We start from the raw sequence: 18,488 nt of genomic DNA, 5'->3' as shown, positions 1-18,488 counted from the left end.
TCCATGTTCCCGTGGGTTCCCAGGGCCCCCGGGAACCCACGGGAACATGGACAAACCCCCGTGGGTTCAACATCGAGAGCTTCTACTGCCGTCCGGGGATCGAGGGGGCTCACGAGAAGGGCGGCGTCGAAGGGACGATCGGCTGCTTCCGCCGCAACCACTTCACGCCATTCCCGGAAGTCGACTCGCTCGCCGAGCTGAACGAGATGGTCGACCAGTGGGATCTGCACGACGGGCACCGGAGGATCGGTTCGCGGCCTCGGACCGTCGACGAGTACTTCGCCGTCGAACAGCCGCTGTTGATGCCGCTGCCGGAGGAGCCGTTCGAGACGGGCCGGCCGTTCACGCCGCGTGTTGACCGCTACGGCCGGATTGCCGTCCGTACGAACCGATACTCGGTCCCGACCCATTCGATCGGCAGGCGGGTGCGGCTCGTCCTGCACTGCTGCCCGACTGTGGCTGAGCACCCGAGTTGGCCACCGAGTGCTTCGCTCGGCCGCGCTCGCGCTCGGTCCCGCGCCGGGCCTGGCAAAGAGGACCCTTTGCTCTCTGTAGTTCTCCGGAGGGGTATCGGATGCCTGTCGGCGGTGAATGTGAGCTGTCGGCGGTGTGTCGGTGGAGGCTGCGACCTTGGGCGGGTTGGTGCTTTTCATGAGCACGCCGCCCCGAGCGCAAGGAGCCTGTCATCGTGTCTTCCGCATCCCAGAGCCGACCGTGGGACGTTCACCGGCTGCCGTCTGCCGAGGGCAGGATCGTCCTGGTCACCGGAGGCAACGCCGGGATCGGCTATTTCGCCGCGGAGCAGCTCGCCGCAACCGGCGCCGTCGTCGTACTCGGCAGCCGGGATACCGCGAAGGCCGAGGCCGCCATGGCCTCGATCCGCTCGCGCGTGTTCGGCGCGCACGTGCGACACCTTCAACTGGACCTCGCCGACCTGTCATCCCTGAAGACCGCCGTGGGCAGGCTGGACCTCGAGCGTCTCGACGCGGTGGTCTACAACGCGGGGGTCGCGCTCGACGACCCGCCGCGTCGAGAGACCGAGGACGGCCACGAGCTGATGTTCGGCACGAACCACCTCGGCCACTTCGCGCTCACCCAGTGGCTGGCCCCACTGCTGTCCGCGGCCCCGGCAGGCCGCATCGTGACGGTGGGAAGCTTCGCGGCACGGTCCGAGCGACTGGACCTGGGCGATCTGCAGTCGGCCCAGGACTATCGGCCCAAGCGCACTTACGGCCGATCGAAGCTGGCGCAGATGTGCTTCGGCTTCGAACTCGATCGCCGCCTGCGCGCAGTCGGCAGCACGGTGCTCAGCGTGGTGGCCCACCCCGGCGGCGCACTGGACTCCCTCACCCCGTCCCGCCCGCCGGTACGCGTGACAACCCCCGGCCAACGGCTGCGCGCTCTGCCCGCCGGACTCCTGGTGCAGGGCAAGGACGCCGGGGCATGGCCCGTTGTCCGTGCCGTCCTCGACTCGGAGGTGCAGGGAGGACAGCTCTGGGGGCCGAGGGTCTTCGGGCTGCGTGGCGCACCACGGCGTGAGCCCGTCCCCTCTCATATGACCGACCCGGCCGCCGCCGCTCGCCTCTGGGCGGCCAGCAGTGAGCTGGTCGGCACCGATCCGCACCTCGGCTTCCGACGAGCTGTACGCGTGTCTGACCGGACGCGGCGATGAGCTGTTCGAGTTGGCGGACGCGGCGCTGCGTGCACCGGGTGCGGTGCGCTCGGCAGTCGAACGCACTGGGCCCTGCCGCATGGGCGATGGTCGAGGCGGTCGACCGGAGGGGCCGGGGCGAGGACCGCGCCCTGTCCTGGAGGACCTGTCCCGGGGGTGACATCGCCGGCTGTTGCGTCTGCGCGGGCGGGACTCCGCTCCGTTTGGCGAGAGCACGGCACCGTCGGACCCACCACCGCCGAGATCAAACGCATGTACGTCACCCCCGCCGCCCGCAGCCACGGCCTCGGGCGACAACTCCTGGAAGCTCTGGAACACGACGCCCGCCGGCACGGGATGAGCGAAGCGATCCTGGAGACCGGAGCCGGCAACCTCGCCGCGCTCACGCTCTACACCCACTGTGGATACGCCCTGATCGCTCCCTGCGTCCCTGGCCGCGACCCCCGGATCAACCGGGCGCTGAGCAAGGCACTGGCTCCGTCGGCCGAAGGGCAGTAGTCCGGCAGCGCGGCTGTGTGGTTGGGATGGCGGGCCGTGCTCCGGCCGCGTCGGCCATCGGAGCCGATCCAGGGAACGGTGTGGGTGGTCCGCGCCTGGGGGCTCGGCCGTGTGCTGCTGGGGATCTCCCTCACCATCGAGTCGGTGACCGCGCCGTCGGGCCCGGGCCACGAACGAGGGGCGGCAGGCGTGAGCCGAGCCGCTCCCTGGAACGAGGCGGCGTTCGTGGCCCCTCGACGCGGCCCCCCGAGCAGCCCGCACCGGACGGACCGGGCATCTCGGCCCGTAACTGGCATGCCACGCCCCACGAGGCCGTGACCGGTGGCCGGGCGGCCCCCCGCCACCGGTCACGGCCTCACGCATGTCATGTCAGTGCGTGAGGCACCATGTCCTCACCGAGCACGAGCATCGTGCTGAACGCGTACGCTCCCCGGCCCGAGCCCGCACACGGCCGACCGAAGGCCGCCGCGCGTACGGCGTCCACCGGACCGTCTGTCGCGTCCGGCGCGCCGCCCGCCGCCGGGTGCCGAAGAGCGGACAGGGGCAGCTGCCTGCCGGGCCCAACGGCTCATGGGGCGGCGGCCACGCTCGCGCTCGGCGGGGAGTGCACCGTCCCCGCATATCGCCGGGCGAAGTCCGTGCCACCGTCGGTGGTGATGGTGAAGTCGTACCGCCCGCCGTTCGCAGGCCAGCTCAAGCCGATGCGCTCGTGCGGGCCGACCAGCTGGGTGCGCGCTGTGCCGCCGAAGTCGTTCGGGGTGAGTGTAAAACGTACGGTGGTCCCTCCGTCGTTGCCCAGCAGCAACTCGACCCACGCCTTGTGCTCGCTGGTCCCCAGGACCGCCGTCACCCGAGGAACAGCGGCGTCGGTCCGGCCGGCCTCTGCCACCGTCCCCGCGAAGCGGCAGACGAAGCCGTCGGCGCCGTGAACCGTGAAGTCGTAGCGTCCGCCGGCACGGACCGCGTCCCACACGTAGGTGGCAGTGCCGCTCGGCGCGACGGTGAACGGCGTTCCGGCGAAGGGCCGCGCGATGTTCGGGAACACGGTGAAGGGGAAGGCCGCAGTGCCCTCGTTGGCAAGAGTGCAGACGACCTTGCCTGTGGCGCGGTCCACGGCGACATCGGCCCAGGGGCGGTACGGCAGAGGTCGGCGCGGGCGCGCACCACCCGGCTCCTGGGTGGGCATGACCTGCGCGCCGGGCGCCGGCGGCTCCATGGGCGGCAGCTGCGACGCCGCATCGGCTCGCTCCACAAGTGCGCGCGTGTCCGGCAGCACCGGGATCGAGAAGTCGGGACGGGCGAAGTCGAAGCAGCTCGTGAGGTCACCGCACACGGCTCTGCGCCACTGCGAGATGTTGGGCTCCCGCACGCCGGTGACGAGCTCCAGGAAGCGCAGCACGGAGGTGTGGTCGAAGACCTGCGAGTTGACCCACCCACCGCGCGACCATGGCGATATCACCCACAGCGGGACACGGTTGCCCAGCCCGATCGGCTGCCCGTCCACGAACTCGTCAGGGGTTCCCGCAGGCGGGAACGGCGGCACCACGTGGTCGAAGTAGCCGTCGTTCTCGTCGTACATCACGAGGAACACCGTGTGCCGCCACACCTCCGGGTTCGAGAGCAGCGATTGGAGAGCGGTGTTCACCCAATGCGCTCCGTAGGCGGGACTGGCGGTCGGATGCTCGCAGAACAGGTAGGGCGAAACCAGCCAGGACACCGTCGGCAAGGTGCCGTCCTTGCAGTGCGCGTCGAACGCCGACAGATCCCATTTCGTCATTGCGTCGATGTAGCGCGGGTCGCCCTTGTCGAAGGCGTGGAACTGGCTGAAGTACTCGAGGGCGTTGTCCTCGTAGTTGCCGTGGCGCTCGTCCATACCGGGCGTGTGGTAGACGCGCCAGGTGATGTCGGCGGCCGACAGGCGCTCCGCGTACGTGGTCCAGTCGCAGACCGGGCTTTCGGGCAGCGGTGTGTTGTCGATCCACGGGCCGGTCGTGCCGTCGCGGCCCGGGCCGACCGTGCCGGTCCACAAGTAGAGGCGATTGGGGCTGGTGGGCCCGGCCAGCGAGCAGAAGTACGCGTCGCACAGCGTGAAGGCGTCGGCCAGCGCGTACTGGTACGGGATGTCCTCGCGGGTGAGGTACCCCATGCTCTGCTCGCCCTTGGCGGACGTCCAGCGGTTCATCGCGCCGTTGTTGATGGCCTCGTGACCACTCTCCCAGTCGTGCGGCAGGCCGTCCGCGTTCTGAGCGTCGAACTTGGTGGAGTCCATCCGGTACGGCGCCAGAAACCCTCCGTCGGGCCGAGCCAGGGCGGGCTGGCGGAAGACGCTGTCGCCGTTCGGGAACGTCAGCGCCTGGCGGTCGTCGAAGCCACGCACGCCGTTCAGCGCGCCGAAGTAGTGGTCGAAACTGCGATTCTCCTGCATCAGGATCACAACGTGGTGGACGTCGTCCATGGCGTCAGTTCCTTTCCGATGACGTGAGGAGGAAGGCGAGCAGGGCCAGGTCGGCACGCTCCAGGGAGTCGAGGACGGTCCGGTTGGCCGCGGCCGGGATCGGCACGGTGGAGGGCACGGCCAGCACCGGGCACCCGGCGGCCTCGGCCGAGGCGACACCTGTGGGCGTGTCCTCGACCACTACGCACGCGTGCGGCTCGACGCCCAGGGCGGCGGCCGCGGCGAGGTACGGGTCGGGCATCGGCTTCGTGCGGACGGTGTCCTCGACCGCGAGGGTCAGAGCGAACCGGTCCTCGCCCAGGGCCTTGCGTACGAGGTCGACGACATGGCGCGGCGAAGCGGAGACGATCGCCGCGGGCACGCCGGCCGCGGCCAGTTCGTTCAGCAGACGCTGTACGCCCGGGCGCGGGACGACCTCGCGGGCGACACGGGCGGCGAAAGCCGCATCCAGCTCGGCGGTGAGCGCGTCGAGGTCGGGGGTCGCGGGGCCACCGGTGCGGTGCAGGTGAGCGGCGGTGCGGGCGGCCGGGAGGCCCAGCACATGCGGCAGGTCCGCGTCGGTCAGCGGTCGCCCGATCCTGTCGGCGACCTGTTCCGCTGCGGCCCACCACAGCCGTTCGGTGTCGACGAGGGTGCCGTCCATGTCGAACAGGACAGCGGCGGGAAGGGTACGGGCGGCGATGCGATGGTTCAAGGTGAGTCTCTCCGGTACGTGGTGAATGGGCGGATGCGCGGGCTCGCCGCTTCGGCCGCCGGGCCTCGGGCGGGAGGATCCGGGCCGACAGGTCGAGCGTCGACGGGAGCCGTCAGCCCCCATCGCCGACGCCTCCCCGGCGGCGGTCCACGAGCACGGGGCGGTCCGGCAGCGTCAGCGTCACCGCCGCACCGACCGGGAGCGTGGTCGCGGCGTGGGTCGGCACATCGGCCATCACCTCGCCGCCCTTGGCCGGCCGCACGGTCAGCCGCGTCGTCGCGCCCAGGAACGCCGCTCCCAGGATCCGGGACGTGCCCTTCCCGTCCGCGGTGACGTCGACGGCCTCCGGCCGTACCAGGACATCGACTTCACCCGTACCGCCGGTGACATCCGCGGCGCCGGGCAGTGCCCCGACGACCGGTAGCGTGCGGCCGAACACGTCCACGGTCCCGTCGACCGTTCCGGCCCGGGCCGGGATCCGGCTCATCACGCCCACGAATTCGGCGACGAACGCGGTCGCGGGACGTTCGTACAGTTCCGCCGGAGGCGCGCACTGCTCCAGCTTCCCGGCACACATGACCGCGACCCGGTCGGCCATGGAGAGGGCCTCCTCCTGATCGTGTGTCACGAAAAGAGTGGTGATGCCCAGTTTCTGCTGGAGGCGGCGGATCTCCTCACGGAGCGTCAGGCGCACCTGTGCGTCGAGTGCCGACAGCGGCTCGTCGAGCAGCAGTACGCGTGGGCGCAGTGCCAGAGCTCGCGCCAGGGCGATCCGCTGCTGCTGGCCTCCGGAGAGCTGATGCGGAAGGCGGTCGGCGTGCTGCGGCAGCCCGACCAGATCAAGGAGTTCGGCGGCGCGAGCCCGTCGCGTGGCTCTGCCGATGCCGCTCATCCGCAGCCCGAAGGCGACATTGTCGAGGGCGGTCAGGTGGGGGAAGAGGCTGTAGGACTGGAACACCATGCCCGCGTCGCGGCGGTGCGCGGGGACACCCGTGATGTCCTCGCCGTCCACGAGCACCTTGCCCGAGTCGGGCCGCTCGAATCCGGCCAGGGTCCGCAGTGCGGTGGTCTTGCCGCAACCGGACGGGCCGAGCAGCGCCACGAGCTCGCCCGGCTCGACCGTCAGGTCCAGACCGTCCAGCGCCGTCGTGGCGCCGAAGGAACGATGCAGCCCGCGGAACTCGATGGTGGCGCCGGGCCGCGTCCGGCTGATGGTTTCGGGATCGGTCATCAGGTCGGTCATGAGGTCTCCTTGGGACGGCGAGCGCGTCCGGCTGTGGCGATGATCATCAGCAGCACCCAGGTGACGAGCAGGCCCGTCACCGACACGGCCACCGACATCTGGGCCTGCGACCCGCTGATGGCGAGGATCCACACGGCGAAGGGCTGGTAGCCGAGGATCGCCGCGACGGTGTACTCACCGAGCACCAGCGCCAGGGTCAGGAACGCCGTGTTGAGCAGCGCCCCGCGCAGGTTGGGCAGAACGACATGCAGGAGGGTGCGGGGCCAGGGCGCCCCGCAGGCCCGGGCGGCCTCGACGAGCACCCGCAGGTCGATGGCTGCAAGCCCGGTGTCGAGCGTGCGATACGCCAGCGGCAGCGCCATCAGTGTGTACGCAAGAACCAGGACGAGGGGGAACTGCGGATTCTGGAGTGCGACCAGGGCCTGGAAGAGCGGCGTGCCGACGAAGTGGTCCGACCCCCAGCGCAACACCGCGCTGAATCCCGCGACGAGAGCAACGGCAGGTACGACCAGCGGCAGCAGACACACGATCTCGACGAGTGTGCGCAGGCGTGGTGCGGCCAGCCGGACCGTGACCAGGGCGGGCACGAGCAGACCCAGAACGAGGACGATGGTGGCGGCGGCCAGCTTCAGGGTCAGAGCCAGGCTGTCGGTGAAGCCGCCGGCGCCGAGGATGCCGGTGTACGCCTCGAAGCCGATGTCCTGGCCCGGGACTCCGGCGCCGATGCTGAAGGCGACGGCGCACGCGAGCGGGACGAGGAAGTACGCACCGGCGAACAACAACACGGTGGCGCGCCCGTATCGGAGCGTGCTCAGGCGAGCCATCGCGCGCTCCTGCGCTGCAGCGGCAGCTGAATGGCCATGACGAGCCCCGCGACCACCACCATGTCGACACCGAGCGCGAGCGCGATGTTGCCCTGGCCGACCAGGACGTTCCCGGACAACGCGTCCGCGATCTGCATGGTGACCAGCGGTACTGAGCTGCCGACCATCGCCGCGGCGGTCGCGTAGGCGCTGAACGCGGTGCCGAACAGCAGCACATAGCCGCCGAGCAGCGATGGCATGAGGACCGGCAGCGCGACGTGCGTCCAGTACTGGAAGGCGTTCGCGCCGTTGTTGCGGGCGGCTTCCCGCCACTGCCGTCGCAGCCCCTCCAGAGCCGGGGTGAGCGTGAGCACCATGAGCGGCACCAGGAAGTAGAGATAGACCAGGGTCAGACCCCAGAAGCCGTACAAGCTCCAGCCATGGCTGAGCAGGTTGAATCGGCTGGTCAGGACGCCGGCGTTGCCGAGCGTGGCCACGAACGCGAACGCGAGCGGCACACCGCCGAAGTTGGCCAGTACGCCCGACCCGGCCAGGACCGCCTCGCGCAGGGCGCGGAATCGCGAGGTCACGACCACGTGCGCGATCGGCAGGCCGACGACGGTGGCGATCAACGCGGAGACGGCGGAGAGCTTGACGCTGCCGAGCAACGCGGTCAGGTAGGGGCCTTGGAGCGAGGAGCTCATGTTCGCGCCGGTGAGGCGGGCTCCTCCCGGCGCGGACTCCGGTGTCGTGAAGGCGCCGAAGACCATCGTCCCGAGAACCAGACCGAACACCACGACGGTGAAGACGAGCAGCGGCACGGCACCGAGCCACCCCGCCGAGTGCGGAATGAGCCGCCGGGCGGACCCGAGTCCGGCCCTGCTGCCGAAGGAGCGGGTCCGGCTGCGGCCCTCGGCCGTCTGGACGGCGCTCATCCGGCGACCGCCCGGGACCAGCCCTGTACGACGGCCTGCTTGGCCTTGCTGATCTGATCCTCGGTGGGGAAGGTGACCGTGCCCTTGCCAGGTGCCTGCGGCAGTTCGGCGGCGAAGCCCGCGTCGAGAGTCCCGGACTTCTCCATCTCGGGCATCAGCACCGGCCGGGCGTGGCCCTTGAGCCACAGGTTCTGGCCCTCGGGGCTGTACAGGAACTCCTGCCACAGGCGGGCCGCGGCGGGGTGCGGTGCCCACTTCACGATCGCCTGCGAATAGTACTCGGCGTACACGCCGTCGGACGGGACGCTCACCTTCCAGTCGACGCCCTTGGGGCGGAGGTCGTCCGCGTACCCGGCGTTGAGGTAGTCCCAGGTGATGCTGATCGGCGTCTCGCCCTTCTGGATGGTCGCAGGGCTCGACTCGACAGGGTTGAAGTTGCCGGCCTTCTTGAGGCGGGCGAAGAAGTCCAGGCCGGGCTCGATGTCGTCGAAGGAACCCTTGTCGGCGAGTGCCGAGGCGTACACGGCGCCGAAGGCCGAGCTGGACTTCGTCGGGTTGCCCGTCAGCGCGATCTGACCCTTGTACTGCGGATCCAACAGCTCGGAGAACGTCTTCGGACACTTCTTGACGCGGGCCGCGTCACATCCGATGGAGACATAGCCGCCGAAGTCGTTGTACCAGTGAGCCCCGGCGTCCTTCTGCGCCTTCGGGATCTGGTCGAACGCGCTGACCCGGTACGGCGCCAACAGGTTCTGCCCGGCCGCGCTGGTGGCGAAGGCACTGCCCACGTCGATGACGTCCGGAGACCGGTCCTGGCCCTTGCGGGAGGTCACCGCGTTGATCTCGTCCTGGCTGGAGGCGTCGGGGTTCTCGACCTCGACCTTGATTCCGTACTTCTTCTCGAAGGCGTCGATGATCTCGCCGTAGTTCGCCCAGTCACGGGGTAGGGCGATGGCGTTCAACTTGCCTTCCTTCTTCGCGGCAGCGACAAGGGCGTCCATGCCGCCGAAGTGCTCTGCCGAAGTGGCGGTCGCGGCCTTGCCACCGCTGCCGCTGGACTCATCTGTGCTGGTCAAGCCGCATGCACTGAGTCCAAGCGCGGCCACGACGACGGAGCAGGCAAGGCCTGCGGAGCGAGCGCGGTGCAGTCTCACAGGGTTCTCCCGGAAAGAAGTGGAGTTGGCTGTACAACTTGGCCCATTACCTCGGGAGACTGTGTACGGGAGATGAACGCTGATGTGCGCGCCGGGGAGCTTCTCCGGAAGAGAGCGCGGATCGCGCGACGAGAGCGTCCGGCCAGTGGGCCGGGCCCGGGAAACGGATAGAGTCGAGCCGGAGCGTCGACCAGTAGCTGAGGGAAGGAGAACGGCATGGCAGTCGCGGGGGGCGGCACCACCGAAGCCCGGTATCGACGGTTGGCGGCCAGCTTGCGTGAGGCCATCGCTGCCGGCACCTTCGGCTCGGACGGCCGGCTGCCGAGCGAGGAAAAACTCGCCCAGCAGTACGGCGTGTCACGCGGTACCGTCCGTCAAGCGCTGGCGGTGCTGCGCGCCAACGGCCTGGTCACATCCCGACGCGGCACGCGGCGGGTCGTGCTCGGCACCGCACGTACCCAGAGTTTCTTCGAGCTGCTGAGCTTCACCCGCTGGGCGCGCTCGCTCGGAGAGGAACCGGGCGGCCGTACGATCGACATCAAGAGTTGTCCGGCCAACCCGTTGGAGTGCGAGCAGCTCAGCCTCGCCCCCGGGTCGCAGATCTACCGGGTGCTGCGGCTGCGGACGCTGTCGCGTGTCCCGATCATGATCGAGCGAACCCTCTATCCCGAGCACGTCGGCGCCATGATCGCCCGCCTTGAGCCCCATGCGATTTCACACACCGAGCTGCTGGCGGAGGAGGGAGTGGTGTTCGCGGACACGGAACACACCATCGACCTCGTCCACGCCGAGGCCGACGACGCGCGCCTGCTGGGCTGCACCCCGGACGCACCGCTGATGCGAGAGCGGCGGCGGGCCACGGACCAGTCGGGCAGACCGTTGCTGTGGTCTGACGACCGCTTTCTGCCGGGCACGATTGCCTTCACGGTGCACAATTCCGTAGCGTCAACTGCTCTGTTGCGCCGACGAGGCTGACTGATCGCGCCGCCGAGCGGCTTGGGCGTCGCGACCGAGGAGGGGAAGCGCACCCGTACGGTGGTGAAGGAGTCCCGCTCGGCCTCCAGAACAGTCTTCCCCCGTCCGTCACCGACGACAGCACCTTCGGCGGCAAGCTTCCCCGCCCCGCCGTAGTCCAACATCCTTGCGGGAATATGCAACTTCCCCTGCCCCGGCCGGCCGGTGGCAAGAGCACAGGAGCAGCGTGATACGCAAGCGCTCGACAACACGTCACCAGTAAGGGGAGCCACCGCCTGAGGCGGAGTCCAGGGCACGCGGGTTCCACGTCAGGCTGAACAGGGTTACTCGCCGTGTTCGCGGGGGCCTGCGCTGCCAGGTCGGTAGGCGGCGGCCAGGACGGTGGGGAAGCCGCCTATGAGGCAGGCTTGGGAAGCAAGGCGCCCGCGCGTGCCGACGACCTGCTGCATGCCGGCGCGGTCGGCGTCGTTCTGGCTGAGATCCTCGTGGGCCTCGGCCCGGTAGTACAGGGTCATCTCGACCGGCTCGGCGCTAGCTCACCGCCAACCCTGCCGAGGTCGACGCCCTCCCGCAGATGCTCGACACCTGCGATACCTGACGCCCGACGCCGGTCTCGCGAACCACCCCCGGCTCGTGGGCATGAAGGGCAGCCGCGCCCGCCGAACACGACCTGGGAAAGCGGCCCTATGCAGGCCGGCGGTTCAATGGCGGCATCTCAGGTCCGGTGTAGCGTCCCCCCGTCGTACTCCGGGTGGGCTGCCATCCGTCGGTGTTGCTGAAACTCTCCCAGGACACGCTCGTGAGCTGGTCGTGCGGATCTCCGGTCCGGGCCTCGTACGCATTGCTGGCGAGGTACAGGAGAGACTCGAATTCCATTCCGGTCGGGAAACGCGAGGGATCCGCGAGTACCCCCTCGTAGAAGTCCCTTCCGTTCGCTACCACGACACAACGCGCGTACAGGAAGTCGTCAGCGGAGATGTAATCGTCTCCATTGTCCGGATCCGCCTCTCCCTGGTAGCACCAACGAGCGTGCTCTCGCGTATCCAGTGCGTAGAGCTTGGTGGCCAGGAGGTCCTCGAACGCGACGACCTCCTGGGGTGGCAGTTCCTGAAGCACCCGCGAAGCAGGAGCGAGCACCGCGTCGTCATCACCGGCCCGTTCCCAGTCGAACGATGCGATGAGGGCCCAGAACCGTGCTTCATCCATGGTCCGATCCTTGCATGGGTCCAAGGCCGCTCAGTCTGCAGGAGTTGCTTCCACCGTCCCGGATCCGACCCGGCAGCCCTCGGCCAACCCGGTTGCACCGGCTGCACACCAGCGCCCGGACCAGGGACCGGGGGAGTGGGAGTTGCCCCGTGTCCCACCGCGTTACGACCGTGCCGTCCTTGCCGCCGCAGTGGTTCGCGAACAGTTGTGCACCATCATCGCCGCCGCGGGGGCCCGGCGTACGACATCGTCGCGCACCAGCGGGCCGCGATGCCCGAGCAACTGCTCCCGCTCCTGGGCGCCGACCCCGAGCACGACGACCAGGAGCCGGAGGCCGGGCCGCGGTCCGCGATCGACCTGACGGCGCCATGTGCCCTGAAAGAGTCCCGCGCGGACGTGGAAGCTCTCGACCTCACCGCCGAGTGGCTGCATCACCTCCCGAACGCCTTCACCGCGGCGGCCGACCGGGCCCGTGCCACCATGAACGGCTACGCCGATCAGGGGACGAAACCGACGGACCGCACCCGGTGCGCGAGGAGGACCAGCAGGCGCGCCGACTCGAGCGGCCCGGCCCGCAGCCCGGACGAGAATCCGGCCGCTGAGCGCGTCCGATGCCGCGCGCCTGATTCGGAACGGCAGTATCCGTTCCCACGGACGAACCAGGCTCCCCGTGGTCCGCACCGGAATGGGATGTGCGGGCAAGGCCCCGGTCCCCGCGGCAGCGGGACGCAGTACGGCCGCGGCCGCCCGCCCCTGCGGCGGACGTTCACGAGCGTTCCCCCAGTTCCGCGAGGTCCCGTACGACCACGTCGGCGCCGTGGGCGCGCAGCGCGTCCGCCTGGCCTACGCGGTCCACGCCGACGATGTACCCGAAGTGTCCCGAGTGCCCGGCGTCCATGCCCGCCAGTGCGTCCTCGAAGACGGCGGCGGCCTTCGGTTCGACGCCCAGGTCATGGGCAGCGGCGAGGAAGGTGTCCGGGCGCGGCTTGCCCGGCAGATGCCGCTCGGCGGCGACGATTCCGTCGATGCGGACGTCGAAGAGGTGCTCCGCGCCGATCGACCACAGGACGTCGCGGCAGTTGGCACTGGAGGAGACGACAGCCGTACGGAGGCCTGCGGCGCGCACGGCCTCGATGAAGCGGATCGTGCCGTCGTAGGCCTCGACGCCGCGCGTGCGGATCAGTTCCAGGAGAAGTTGGTTCTTGCGGTTGCCGAGACCGTTGACGGTCTGCCTGTCGGGCGGGTCGCCGGGGTCGCCCTCGGGCAGGTGGATGTCACGGGACTCGAGGAAAGTGCGCACGCCGTCGGCGCGGGGGCGCCCGTTGACGTACTCGTCGTAGTCGGCGTCGTCGAAGGGCCGGTAGGAGTCCCCGTCCCGCTGGCGCAGGAAGGCGTCGAACGTCTGCTTCCACGCGGCCGCGTGGACGGCGGCGGTCTTGGTGATGACCCCGTCGAGGTCGAAGAGGCAGGCATGGATGGCGTCGGGAAGACCGAGCTCTGTCATGGGAGCCACCTTTCCCGAAGAACGCCCTGCGGAGCGGGGGTGAGTGTCACGTTTCGCCGCTCGAACCCTCAGACGGACCGGGTGAGGCGGCGAAGGTGGTTGTCCGCCCGCGGGGCCACCACGTCACGCCATGGCTGCGGCTGGTCGGAGGCAGCGGGACATCTGCGGATTGTCGGTGCGCCGGCGAGCGAGGGTGTGCAGTGCCTCCTCGGCGACGACCGCAAGGGCCGTGAGGGCCGTGAGGTCGTCGGGGACCGGCGCGTGCAGCGGCAGTACGCCAGTTGGCGGAGTCCACGATCGCTGTCGGATGGATCGCGGTAGTTGTCTCGTCGGGTCGGTAGGCGAGATCCGCAGGCTGCGCCGGATGGTCCGGTGCGGGGTGGGCCTTGAACGACGGGAGAGATGCGTTGTCCATCGATCTGACGGCGGCCTCGATCACCGAGGTGGTGCAGAAGACGTTCGAAGGCGCGGAGGACGAACGCGTCAAGGAGTTGTTCACCCGCCTGGTGCAGCACCTGCACGAATTCACGCGGGAGGTGCGGCTGACGGGTGATGAGTGGTTCAAGGCGATGGATCTCCTCGAGCGCGTGGGCAAGACCTGTACTCCGACCCGGCAGGAGTTCGTCCTGCTGTCCGACATTCTCGGCCTGAGTGTCCTGGTGGACCTGATCCACCATCCGGGTGGTGGATCGGTGACGGATTCGACGCTGCTGGGCCCCTTCTACGTCGAGGGTCGGCCGACGGCGGAGAACGGATCGGACATCTCCGGTGAGGTCGCGGGGACTCCGTTGTTCTTCAACGGCCGGGTGGTGGGCCCGGACGGCACCGCCGTGGTCGGTGCCGAAGTGGACACCTGGCACAGCGACGGGGAGGGCTCCTATGACGTGCAGATGCAGGACAAGCTGCATGGTCAGCCGGCCATGCGTGCCTTGCTGACCACGGACGACGAGGGGCGGTTCTGGTACCGGACGGTGGCCCCGCGGTATTACCCGGTCCCGGATGACGGGCCGTGCGGGGAGATCCTGCGTGCCGCGAACCGGTCGCCGATGCGCCCGGAGCACCTGCACTTCTGGTTGCATGCCGAGGGCTTCGAGCCTCTGATCACCATGCTGGTCCGCGGTGACGACCCCTATGTGGAGCGGGACGCGGTCTTCGGGGTCAGGCAGTCGCTGGTCGTGGACTTCGTCCAGCACGATGCCGGGGAAAGCGCTCCGGACGGCACCCCCATGGACGAGTCGTTCCAGACGGTGGAGCGGACGTTCGTGCTGGCCCGTAAGGAGTGCTGAAGATGTCCCGCATCCCGCTGACCCCCGTCGAGTCAGTCGGTCCTGCCGCCCGTGACTTCATGCGTCGGCGCGGCGAGCTGAACGCCTTCCGTCTTCTCGCGGGCGCTCCGAAGGTGTTCGACGGCTGGAGTGCGATGGTCGACGCCCAACTCGACAGCCGCACATTCGGCCCGAGACTCCGCGAGCTGGTGGTCTTGCGGATCGCCCATCTCCAGCGCTGTACCTACCAGATCGCTCAGCACACCTACGCGGGTCCGAGGGCCGGGATCAGCGCCGTGGAGATCAGCGCGCTGAGCGCCGAGGGACCGGTGTCCGGTTTCACCGATCCGGAGAGCACCGTGCTGGACTTCGTCAGCGAGCTGTGCACGACCGGCACCGTGACCGAGAAGACCTTCGCGGCCACCCGCACCGTGCTCGACGAGCCGGAGCTGAGCGAACTGCTGCTCCTGGTCAGCCTGTACTACGGACTCGCGCTCGTGTTGAACGCAGTCGATCCCGACGTCGATCACGACGCCCGACCGGAGCCCTCCTCGTGACCCGGATCCCGTACTGCACCAGCATGTCCGACCAGGTCCGCGACCTGGTCGCCGAGCGTGGGAATCTGAATGTCTACCGAGCGCTGGCGCACGCGGGCGAACCCTTCGCCGGATGGATGCTCGCCGGCCGCGCCGCGCTGACGAGCACCGTTGTGCCCGCGCGTCTGCGTGAGTTGGTCATCTTGGGCATCGGGCACCTGATGCGGTGTCCCTACGAGATCGCGCAGCACACGCAGCTGGCCGAAGACTGCGGTGTCGGACCTCGGCAACGCGACGCCCTGGCCGCTGACGGCCGGCTCGCCGAGGGCGGGTTCAGCCCGACTGAGCTGGCCGTGCTGGAGATGACCACCGAGCTGATCACCAGCAAGTCGCTGGCACCCGCCACGCTGGACCGCCTGCGCGAGGCGCTCGGCGATGAACAACTGCTGGAAGTGCTGATGATCACCAGTCGGTGGAGCGGGCTGGCCTTGATGATCAACGCGCTCGACGTGGACGTCGACACCGGTACACGCTTCACCCCGCCCCACTGACCGGCACACCTCTTTCATGCACGGACATGCACGGATAGGACGGCAAACATGCGCGCGCTACGCTTCGAGCGATTCGGCGGACCCGAGGTGTTGTGCGTCGGTGAGGCCGCGGACCCGGTCGCCGGTGAGGGCATGGCGGTCGTTGCCGTCAAGGCCGCCTCGATCAACCCCTCGGACGTGATGGCCGTCTCGGGCCGCCTGGAGGGCGTCACCCTCCCTCGCATTCCCGGCCGTGACTTCGCGGGCGTCGTCACGGAAGGGCCCGACGACTGGGTCGGTGCCGAGGTATGGGGCACCGGGGGCGACATCGGCTCCAGCCTCGACGGCTCGCACGCAGAACGCATCGCCCTGCCCGTCGGCGCCCTGGCCCGCAAACCCACAACCCTGGACTTCGCCGAGGCGGCGACGGTCGGCGTGAACTTCGTGGTCGGCTGGCTCGGTGCGATCGAGACCGCCGAACTCGCTGCGGGCGAGACCATCGCCGTCTTCGGCGTCTCAGGAGGTGTGGGCACAGCCGTCGCACAGATCGCCCATGCCATCGGTGCCCAGCGCATCGTGGGAGTCTCCCCCCACGCCCCGGCGGCCGGCACCCCGGCGGCCGAGGTCATCGACGAGTTCGTGCCCTTCGACGTCCACACCGATGTACCCGCCGAGATCCGGCGCATCACCGGCGGCCGGGGCGTCGATGTCGTCTACGACGCCGTAGGTGGCGTCACCACGCCGTCCGCGGTCGCCTCCCTCGCCCACCGCGGTCGCCTGGTCGTCATCAGTGCCATCGACACCCCGACCGCCGAGATCGACCTCCGCGACTTCTACCACCGCGAACTGCGGATGCTGGGCGCCGACAGCCGCAAACTGGACGCCACGGCCTCCGCCGAGCTCCTCGAGCGGATCACCCCCCACTTCCGGCGCGGCCAGTTCAGACCGCTTCCCATCGCGCAGACCTTCGACCTCGACCACGGCCCGGACGCCTACCGTGCAGTGGCGGAGAAGAAGATGCGCGGCCGGATCGTCATCCAACCCTGAGAGGGAAGAGGGTCCCGATCACCGCGGCGGCCTCGGTCTTCTCACCACGAGCGAACCGCTCAGCCGCCTTCCACCGCTTCTCCTGGGCCGCGGCGGGTGGCCCCCCGATCGTCGAGGGCACCGCGATCCGTCTTGGACATCGATCACCTGCCCAGCGACGCAGGTCCTGTGGTGGGCGGCACGCTGCCTCCGGCTCAATTGCGAATCGCCGCGCTGCAGTCGCTGAGCATGTGCTCGTAGGGGTCCGGATGCCTTGGTGAAGCTGGAAAGGGGTTCCGATGGCGGGAGTGCGCGTGGTGATCGTCGGCGGTGGTATCGGCGGTTCGACTGCTGCGGTGGCGCTGCGGGCCGAGCGCATCCATGCGGATGTGTATGAACAGGCTCACCCTGGGCGAGGTCGGGGCGGTTTTTATGCTCGCGCCCAACAGCCTGCGGGTACTTGAGCGGATCGGACTCCACGACAAGGTCACCCGGGTCGGGGCGCGCTTCACCGGGATCGAGATCTGCCATGCGGACGGCAGGGAGCCGACCAGGCCATCGAGGACGGGACGGGGCTGGCCACGCTGCCGGGGGGAGCGGGGGCGAAGACGACAGGGAGCTTGGTCCGTTCCGTCAGACTGGTGTTCTCCGTGAGGACGTGATGGGCGTCCGGCTGCTCGACGGTCGGTGCCGTGGTGCGGACGGTCCGGGCCGGGGCTGTGCAGGTCGTGGTTGTAGTCGGCGTGGCGGCTGCCGGGAGGCCGTTGGCGATCCGCGATCCGATCACGACGGGTCTCCTGTTCGGCCTTCGGCGACTCGGATGATCGTCTTGCCGGGCGTGTGCTTGCCGGGGAGAAACGCTGCAGGTGCTTCGGCGAGCGGCCGTACGGCGCCGACGAGCGGCTTGAGCCGTTTGTCCCTCAGCCGTGAGGCGAGTTCGGCGAGCCGCGCGGTCGGGTTCGACGACGAAGAAGACGGCCCGCCCGCGCTGGGGCTGGACCTTGGGCGGCATGGCGATGGTGACGAGGATGCCGCCGGTGCGCACCAGGGCGGCCGAGCGTATCTCCGCCGATCACGTCGAACACGACATCGACCTCGCCGGCGCGCTCCAGTTTCTCGGACTCCAGATCGAGGAAGGCGTCCACGCCGAGCGCGAGCGCCCTGTCGCGGGCGCAGGCGCGGCCGGTGCCGATGACTCGTGCACCGACCTCGTGGGCGAGTTGCACCGCGATCGAGCCGACGCTGCCGACGGCGCCGTGGATCAGGACGGTCTGTCCTGTGGTGAGGCGGCCGTGGTCGAAGAGGCCCTGCCATGCGGTCAGGCCGGAGACCGGCACCGCGGCGGCCATGGTGTGGTCGATGTCCGCCGGCAGCGGAGCGAGGTTGCGGGTCTCCACCGCGGCGAACTCGGCGAGTGTGCCGTTGCGGGTCCAGTCGGTCAGGCCGAACACCCGCGGGCCGACACTCAGGCCCGTGGTGCCGTATCCCAGCTCGACGACGGTTCCCGACAGGTCGTGCCCGGGTACGCTCGGCGTCCGGTCACGGCCCGCGCGGTCGGTCCACGTGCCGGGCCATTCCAGCTCTCCAGGAGTGAAGCCCGCAGCGTGCACGCGCACGATGACGTCGTTCTCGGCCGCGTGGAGGCAGGGCATGTCGTCCGTCAGGGACAGTCCGGCGATACCGGCGTCCCGGGCCCGAACAGTGATGGCTCGCACGACAGGTCCTTACCCGTCCGCTCTGTCCGTCTGCCCCGGTCTGCGGTCTCATCACGGAGATGAGGTAACCCCTCCGGGTGTGACAGCTCGGACACGGCTAGTGCTGCGACCGGAAAGTTTCACCGGCTCGCGGCGTCCGGCACGGCGCCTCGCCGCATTGTCGCGTCACCCGAGTACGTCCAGTACGCGGGCGATCCTCCGCCTTGCGATGCACCGCACCGGACGCCGCGAGCTTCCCGGCAATCCTTTCCGGCCACAGCACTAGTCGCGAAGGCCG

At 69.5% G+C, this 18,488-nt stretch carries 18 protein-coding genes and 2 pseudogenes; 9 read left to right on the top strand and 11 right to left on the bottom strand.

Annotated elements, in window-relative coordinates; all coding sequences use genetic code 11:
* Positions 1–206: 206 nt before the first annotated feature.
* The 3 genes and pseudogenes from AMK22_RS42560 to AMK22_RS36015 form a co-directional block, all read left to right on the top strand.
* Positions 207–425 (top strand): annotated as a pseudogene (locus AMK22_RS42560) (Mu transposase domain-containing protein); the annotation flags it as partial.
* A gap of 263 nt (positions 426–688) precedes the next feature.
* On the top strand, positions 689–1,672 hold the full coding sequence (locus AMK22_RS36020) for an SDR family NAD(P)-dependent oxidoreductase (RefSeq protein WP_073791867.1): 984 nt from the start codon (positions 689–691) through the stop codon (positions 1,670–1,672).
* 156 nt (positions 1,673–1,828) lie between these two features.
* Complete coding sequence (locus tag AMK22_RS36015; RefSeq protein ID WP_073791866.1) at positions 1,829–2,170, top strand: GNAT family N-acetyltransferase; 342 nt, start codon at positions 1,829–1,831, stop codon at positions 2,168–2,170.
* 568 nt (positions 2,171–2,738) lie between these two features.
* Here the strand turns inward: AMK22_RS36015 and AMK22_RS36005 are convergent.
* The 6 genes from AMK22_RS36005 to AMK22_RS35980 form a co-directional block, all read right to left on the bottom strand.
* A complete protein-coding gene (locus AMK22_RS36005) occupies positions 2,739–4,625 on the bottom strand; it encodes a phosphocholine-specific phospholipase C (protein WP_079186587.1) in 1,887 nt (628 codons plus the stop codon).
* A 4-nt stretch (positions 4,626–4,629) separates the two neighbouring features.
* Positions 4,630–5,319: an HAD family hydrolase gene (locus tag AMK22_RS36000; RefSeq protein ID WP_242434307.1), complete on the bottom strand. Its 690-nt coding sequence runs from the start codon at positions 5,317–5,319 to the stop codon at positions 4,630–4,632.
* 112 nt (positions 5,320–5,431) lie between these two features.
* Complete coding sequence (locus AMK22_RS35995) at positions 5,432–6,562, bottom strand: ABC transporter ATP-binding protein (RefSeq protein WP_242434306.1); 1,131 nt, start codon at positions 6,560–6,562, stop codon at positions 5,432–5,434.
* Positions 6,559–7,386: an ABC transporter permease gene (locus AMK22_RS35990; RefSeq protein WP_073791863.1), complete on the bottom strand. Its 828-nt coding sequence runs from the start codon at positions 7,384–7,386 to the stop codon at positions 6,559–6,561. The genes AMK22_RS35995 and AMK22_RS35990 overlap by 4 nt, the downstream gene beginning before the upstream one ends.
* Positions 7,374–8,300, bottom strand: coding sequence for an ABC transporter permease (locus AMK22_RS35985; protein ID WP_073791862.1), 927 nt, complete (start codon positions 8,298–8,300; stop codon positions 7,374–7,376). Before AMK22_RS35985 ends, AMK22_RS35990 begins: the two co-directional genes overlap by 13 nt.
* On the bottom strand, positions 8,297–9,454 hold the full coding sequence (locus AMK22_RS35980; RefSeq protein ID WP_073791861.1) for an ABC transporter substrate-binding protein: 1,158 nt from the start codon (positions 9,452–9,454) through the stop codon (positions 8,297–8,299). The genes AMK22_RS35985 and AMK22_RS35980 overlap by 4 nt, the downstream gene beginning before the upstream one ends.
* Positions 9,455–9,670: 216 nt before the next feature.
* Here AMK22_RS35980 and AMK22_RS35975 point away from each other — a divergent pair, with 216 nt between their 5' ends.
* The gene (locus AMK22_RS35975) at positions 9,671–10,429 is read left to right on the top strand and encodes a GntR family transcriptional regulator (protein ID WP_073791860.1); all 759 of its coding nucleotides are present in this window, start codon (positions 9,671–9,673) and stop codon (positions 10,427–10,429) included.
* 323 nt (positions 10,430–10,752) lie between these two features.
* Here AMK22_RS35975 and AMK22_RS35970 read toward each other — a convergent pair whose 3' ends face one another.
* From AMK22_RS35970 to AMK22_RS35955, 4 genes are all read right to left on the bottom strand, one after another.
* Positions 10,753–10,944 carry a hypothetical protein gene (locus tag AMK22_RS35970; protein WP_073791859.1) on the bottom strand — a complete coding sequence of 64 codons (192 nt, stop codon included), beginning with the start codon at positions 10,942–10,944 and terminating at the stop codon, positions 10,753–10,755.
* Positions 10,945–11,113: 169 nt separating this feature from the next.
* The gene (locus AMK22_RS35965) at positions 11,114–11,635 is read right to left on the bottom strand and encodes a DUF4240 domain-containing protein (RefSeq protein ID WP_073791858.1); all 522 of its coding nucleotides are present in this window, start codon (positions 11,633–11,635) and stop codon (positions 11,114–11,116) included.
* 162 nt (positions 11,636–11,797) lie between these two features.
* Positions 11,798–12,070 (bottom strand): hypothetical protein, encoded by a 273-nt coding sequence (locus AMK22_RS39815; protein WP_158072128.1) that lies wholly within the window; start codon positions 12,068–12,070, stop codon positions 11,798–11,800.
* Positions 12,071–12,401: 331 nt separating this feature from the next.
* A complete protein-coding gene (locus tag AMK22_RS35955; protein ID WP_073791857.1) occupies positions 12,402–13,139 on the bottom strand; it encodes a beta-phosphoglucomutase family hydrolase in 738 nt (245 codons plus the stop codon).
* Positions 13,140–13,546: 407 nt separating this feature from the next.
* Here AMK22_RS35955 and AMK22_RS35950 point away from each other — a divergent pair, with 407 nt between their 5' ends.
* From AMK22_RS35950 to AMK22_RS42555, 5 genes are all read left to right on the top strand, one after another.
* Entirely contained in the window at positions 13,547–14,425 is an 879-nt protein-coding gene (locus tag AMK22_RS35950) for a dioxygenase family protein (protein WP_073791856.1), read from the top strand.
* A gap of 2 nt (positions 14,426–14,427) precedes the next feature.
* Complete coding sequence (locus AMK22_RS35945; protein WP_073791855.1) at positions 14,428–14,961, top strand: carboxymuconolactone decarboxylase family protein; 534 nt, start codon at positions 14,428–14,430, stop codon at positions 14,959–14,961.
* A 23-nt stretch (positions 14,962–14,984) separates the two neighbouring features.
* Positions 14,985–15,491 carry a carboxymuconolactone decarboxylase family protein gene (locus AMK22_RS35940; protein WP_199883419.1) on the top strand — a complete coding sequence of 169 codons (507 nt, stop codon included), beginning with the start codon at positions 14,985–14,987 and terminating at the stop codon, positions 15,489–15,491.
* Positions 15,492–15,539: 48 nt separating this feature from the next.
* Positions 15,540–16,517, top strand: a complete 978-nt coding sequence (locus AMK22_RS35935) for a quinone oxidoreductase family protein (protein WP_073791853.1) — start codon at positions 15,540–15,542, stop codon at positions 16,515–16,517.
* A 278-nt stretch (positions 16,518–16,795) separates the two neighbouring features.
* Positions 16,796–16,960: an NAD(P)-binding protein gene (locus AMK22_RS42555; protein WP_079186586.1), complete on the top strand. Its 165-nt coding sequence runs from the start codon at positions 16,796–16,798 to the stop codon at positions 16,958–16,960.
* A 319-nt stretch (positions 16,961–17,279) separates the two neighbouring features.
* Here the strand turns inward: AMK22_RS42555 and AMK22_RS35925 are convergent.
* Positions 17,280–18,211 (bottom strand): annotated as a pseudogene (locus AMK22_RS35925) (NADP-dependent oxidoreductase).
* Between the last annotated feature and the right edge of the window lie 277 nt (positions 18,212–18,488).

This window comes from Streptomyces sp. CB01580 (assembly GCF_001905795.1).
In the GTDB taxonomy this organism is placed as follows: Bacteria; Actinomycetota; Actinomycetes; order Streptomycetales; family Streptomycetaceae; genus Streptomyces.
This window is presented reverse-complemented; position numbering and strand designations above follow the sequence as displayed.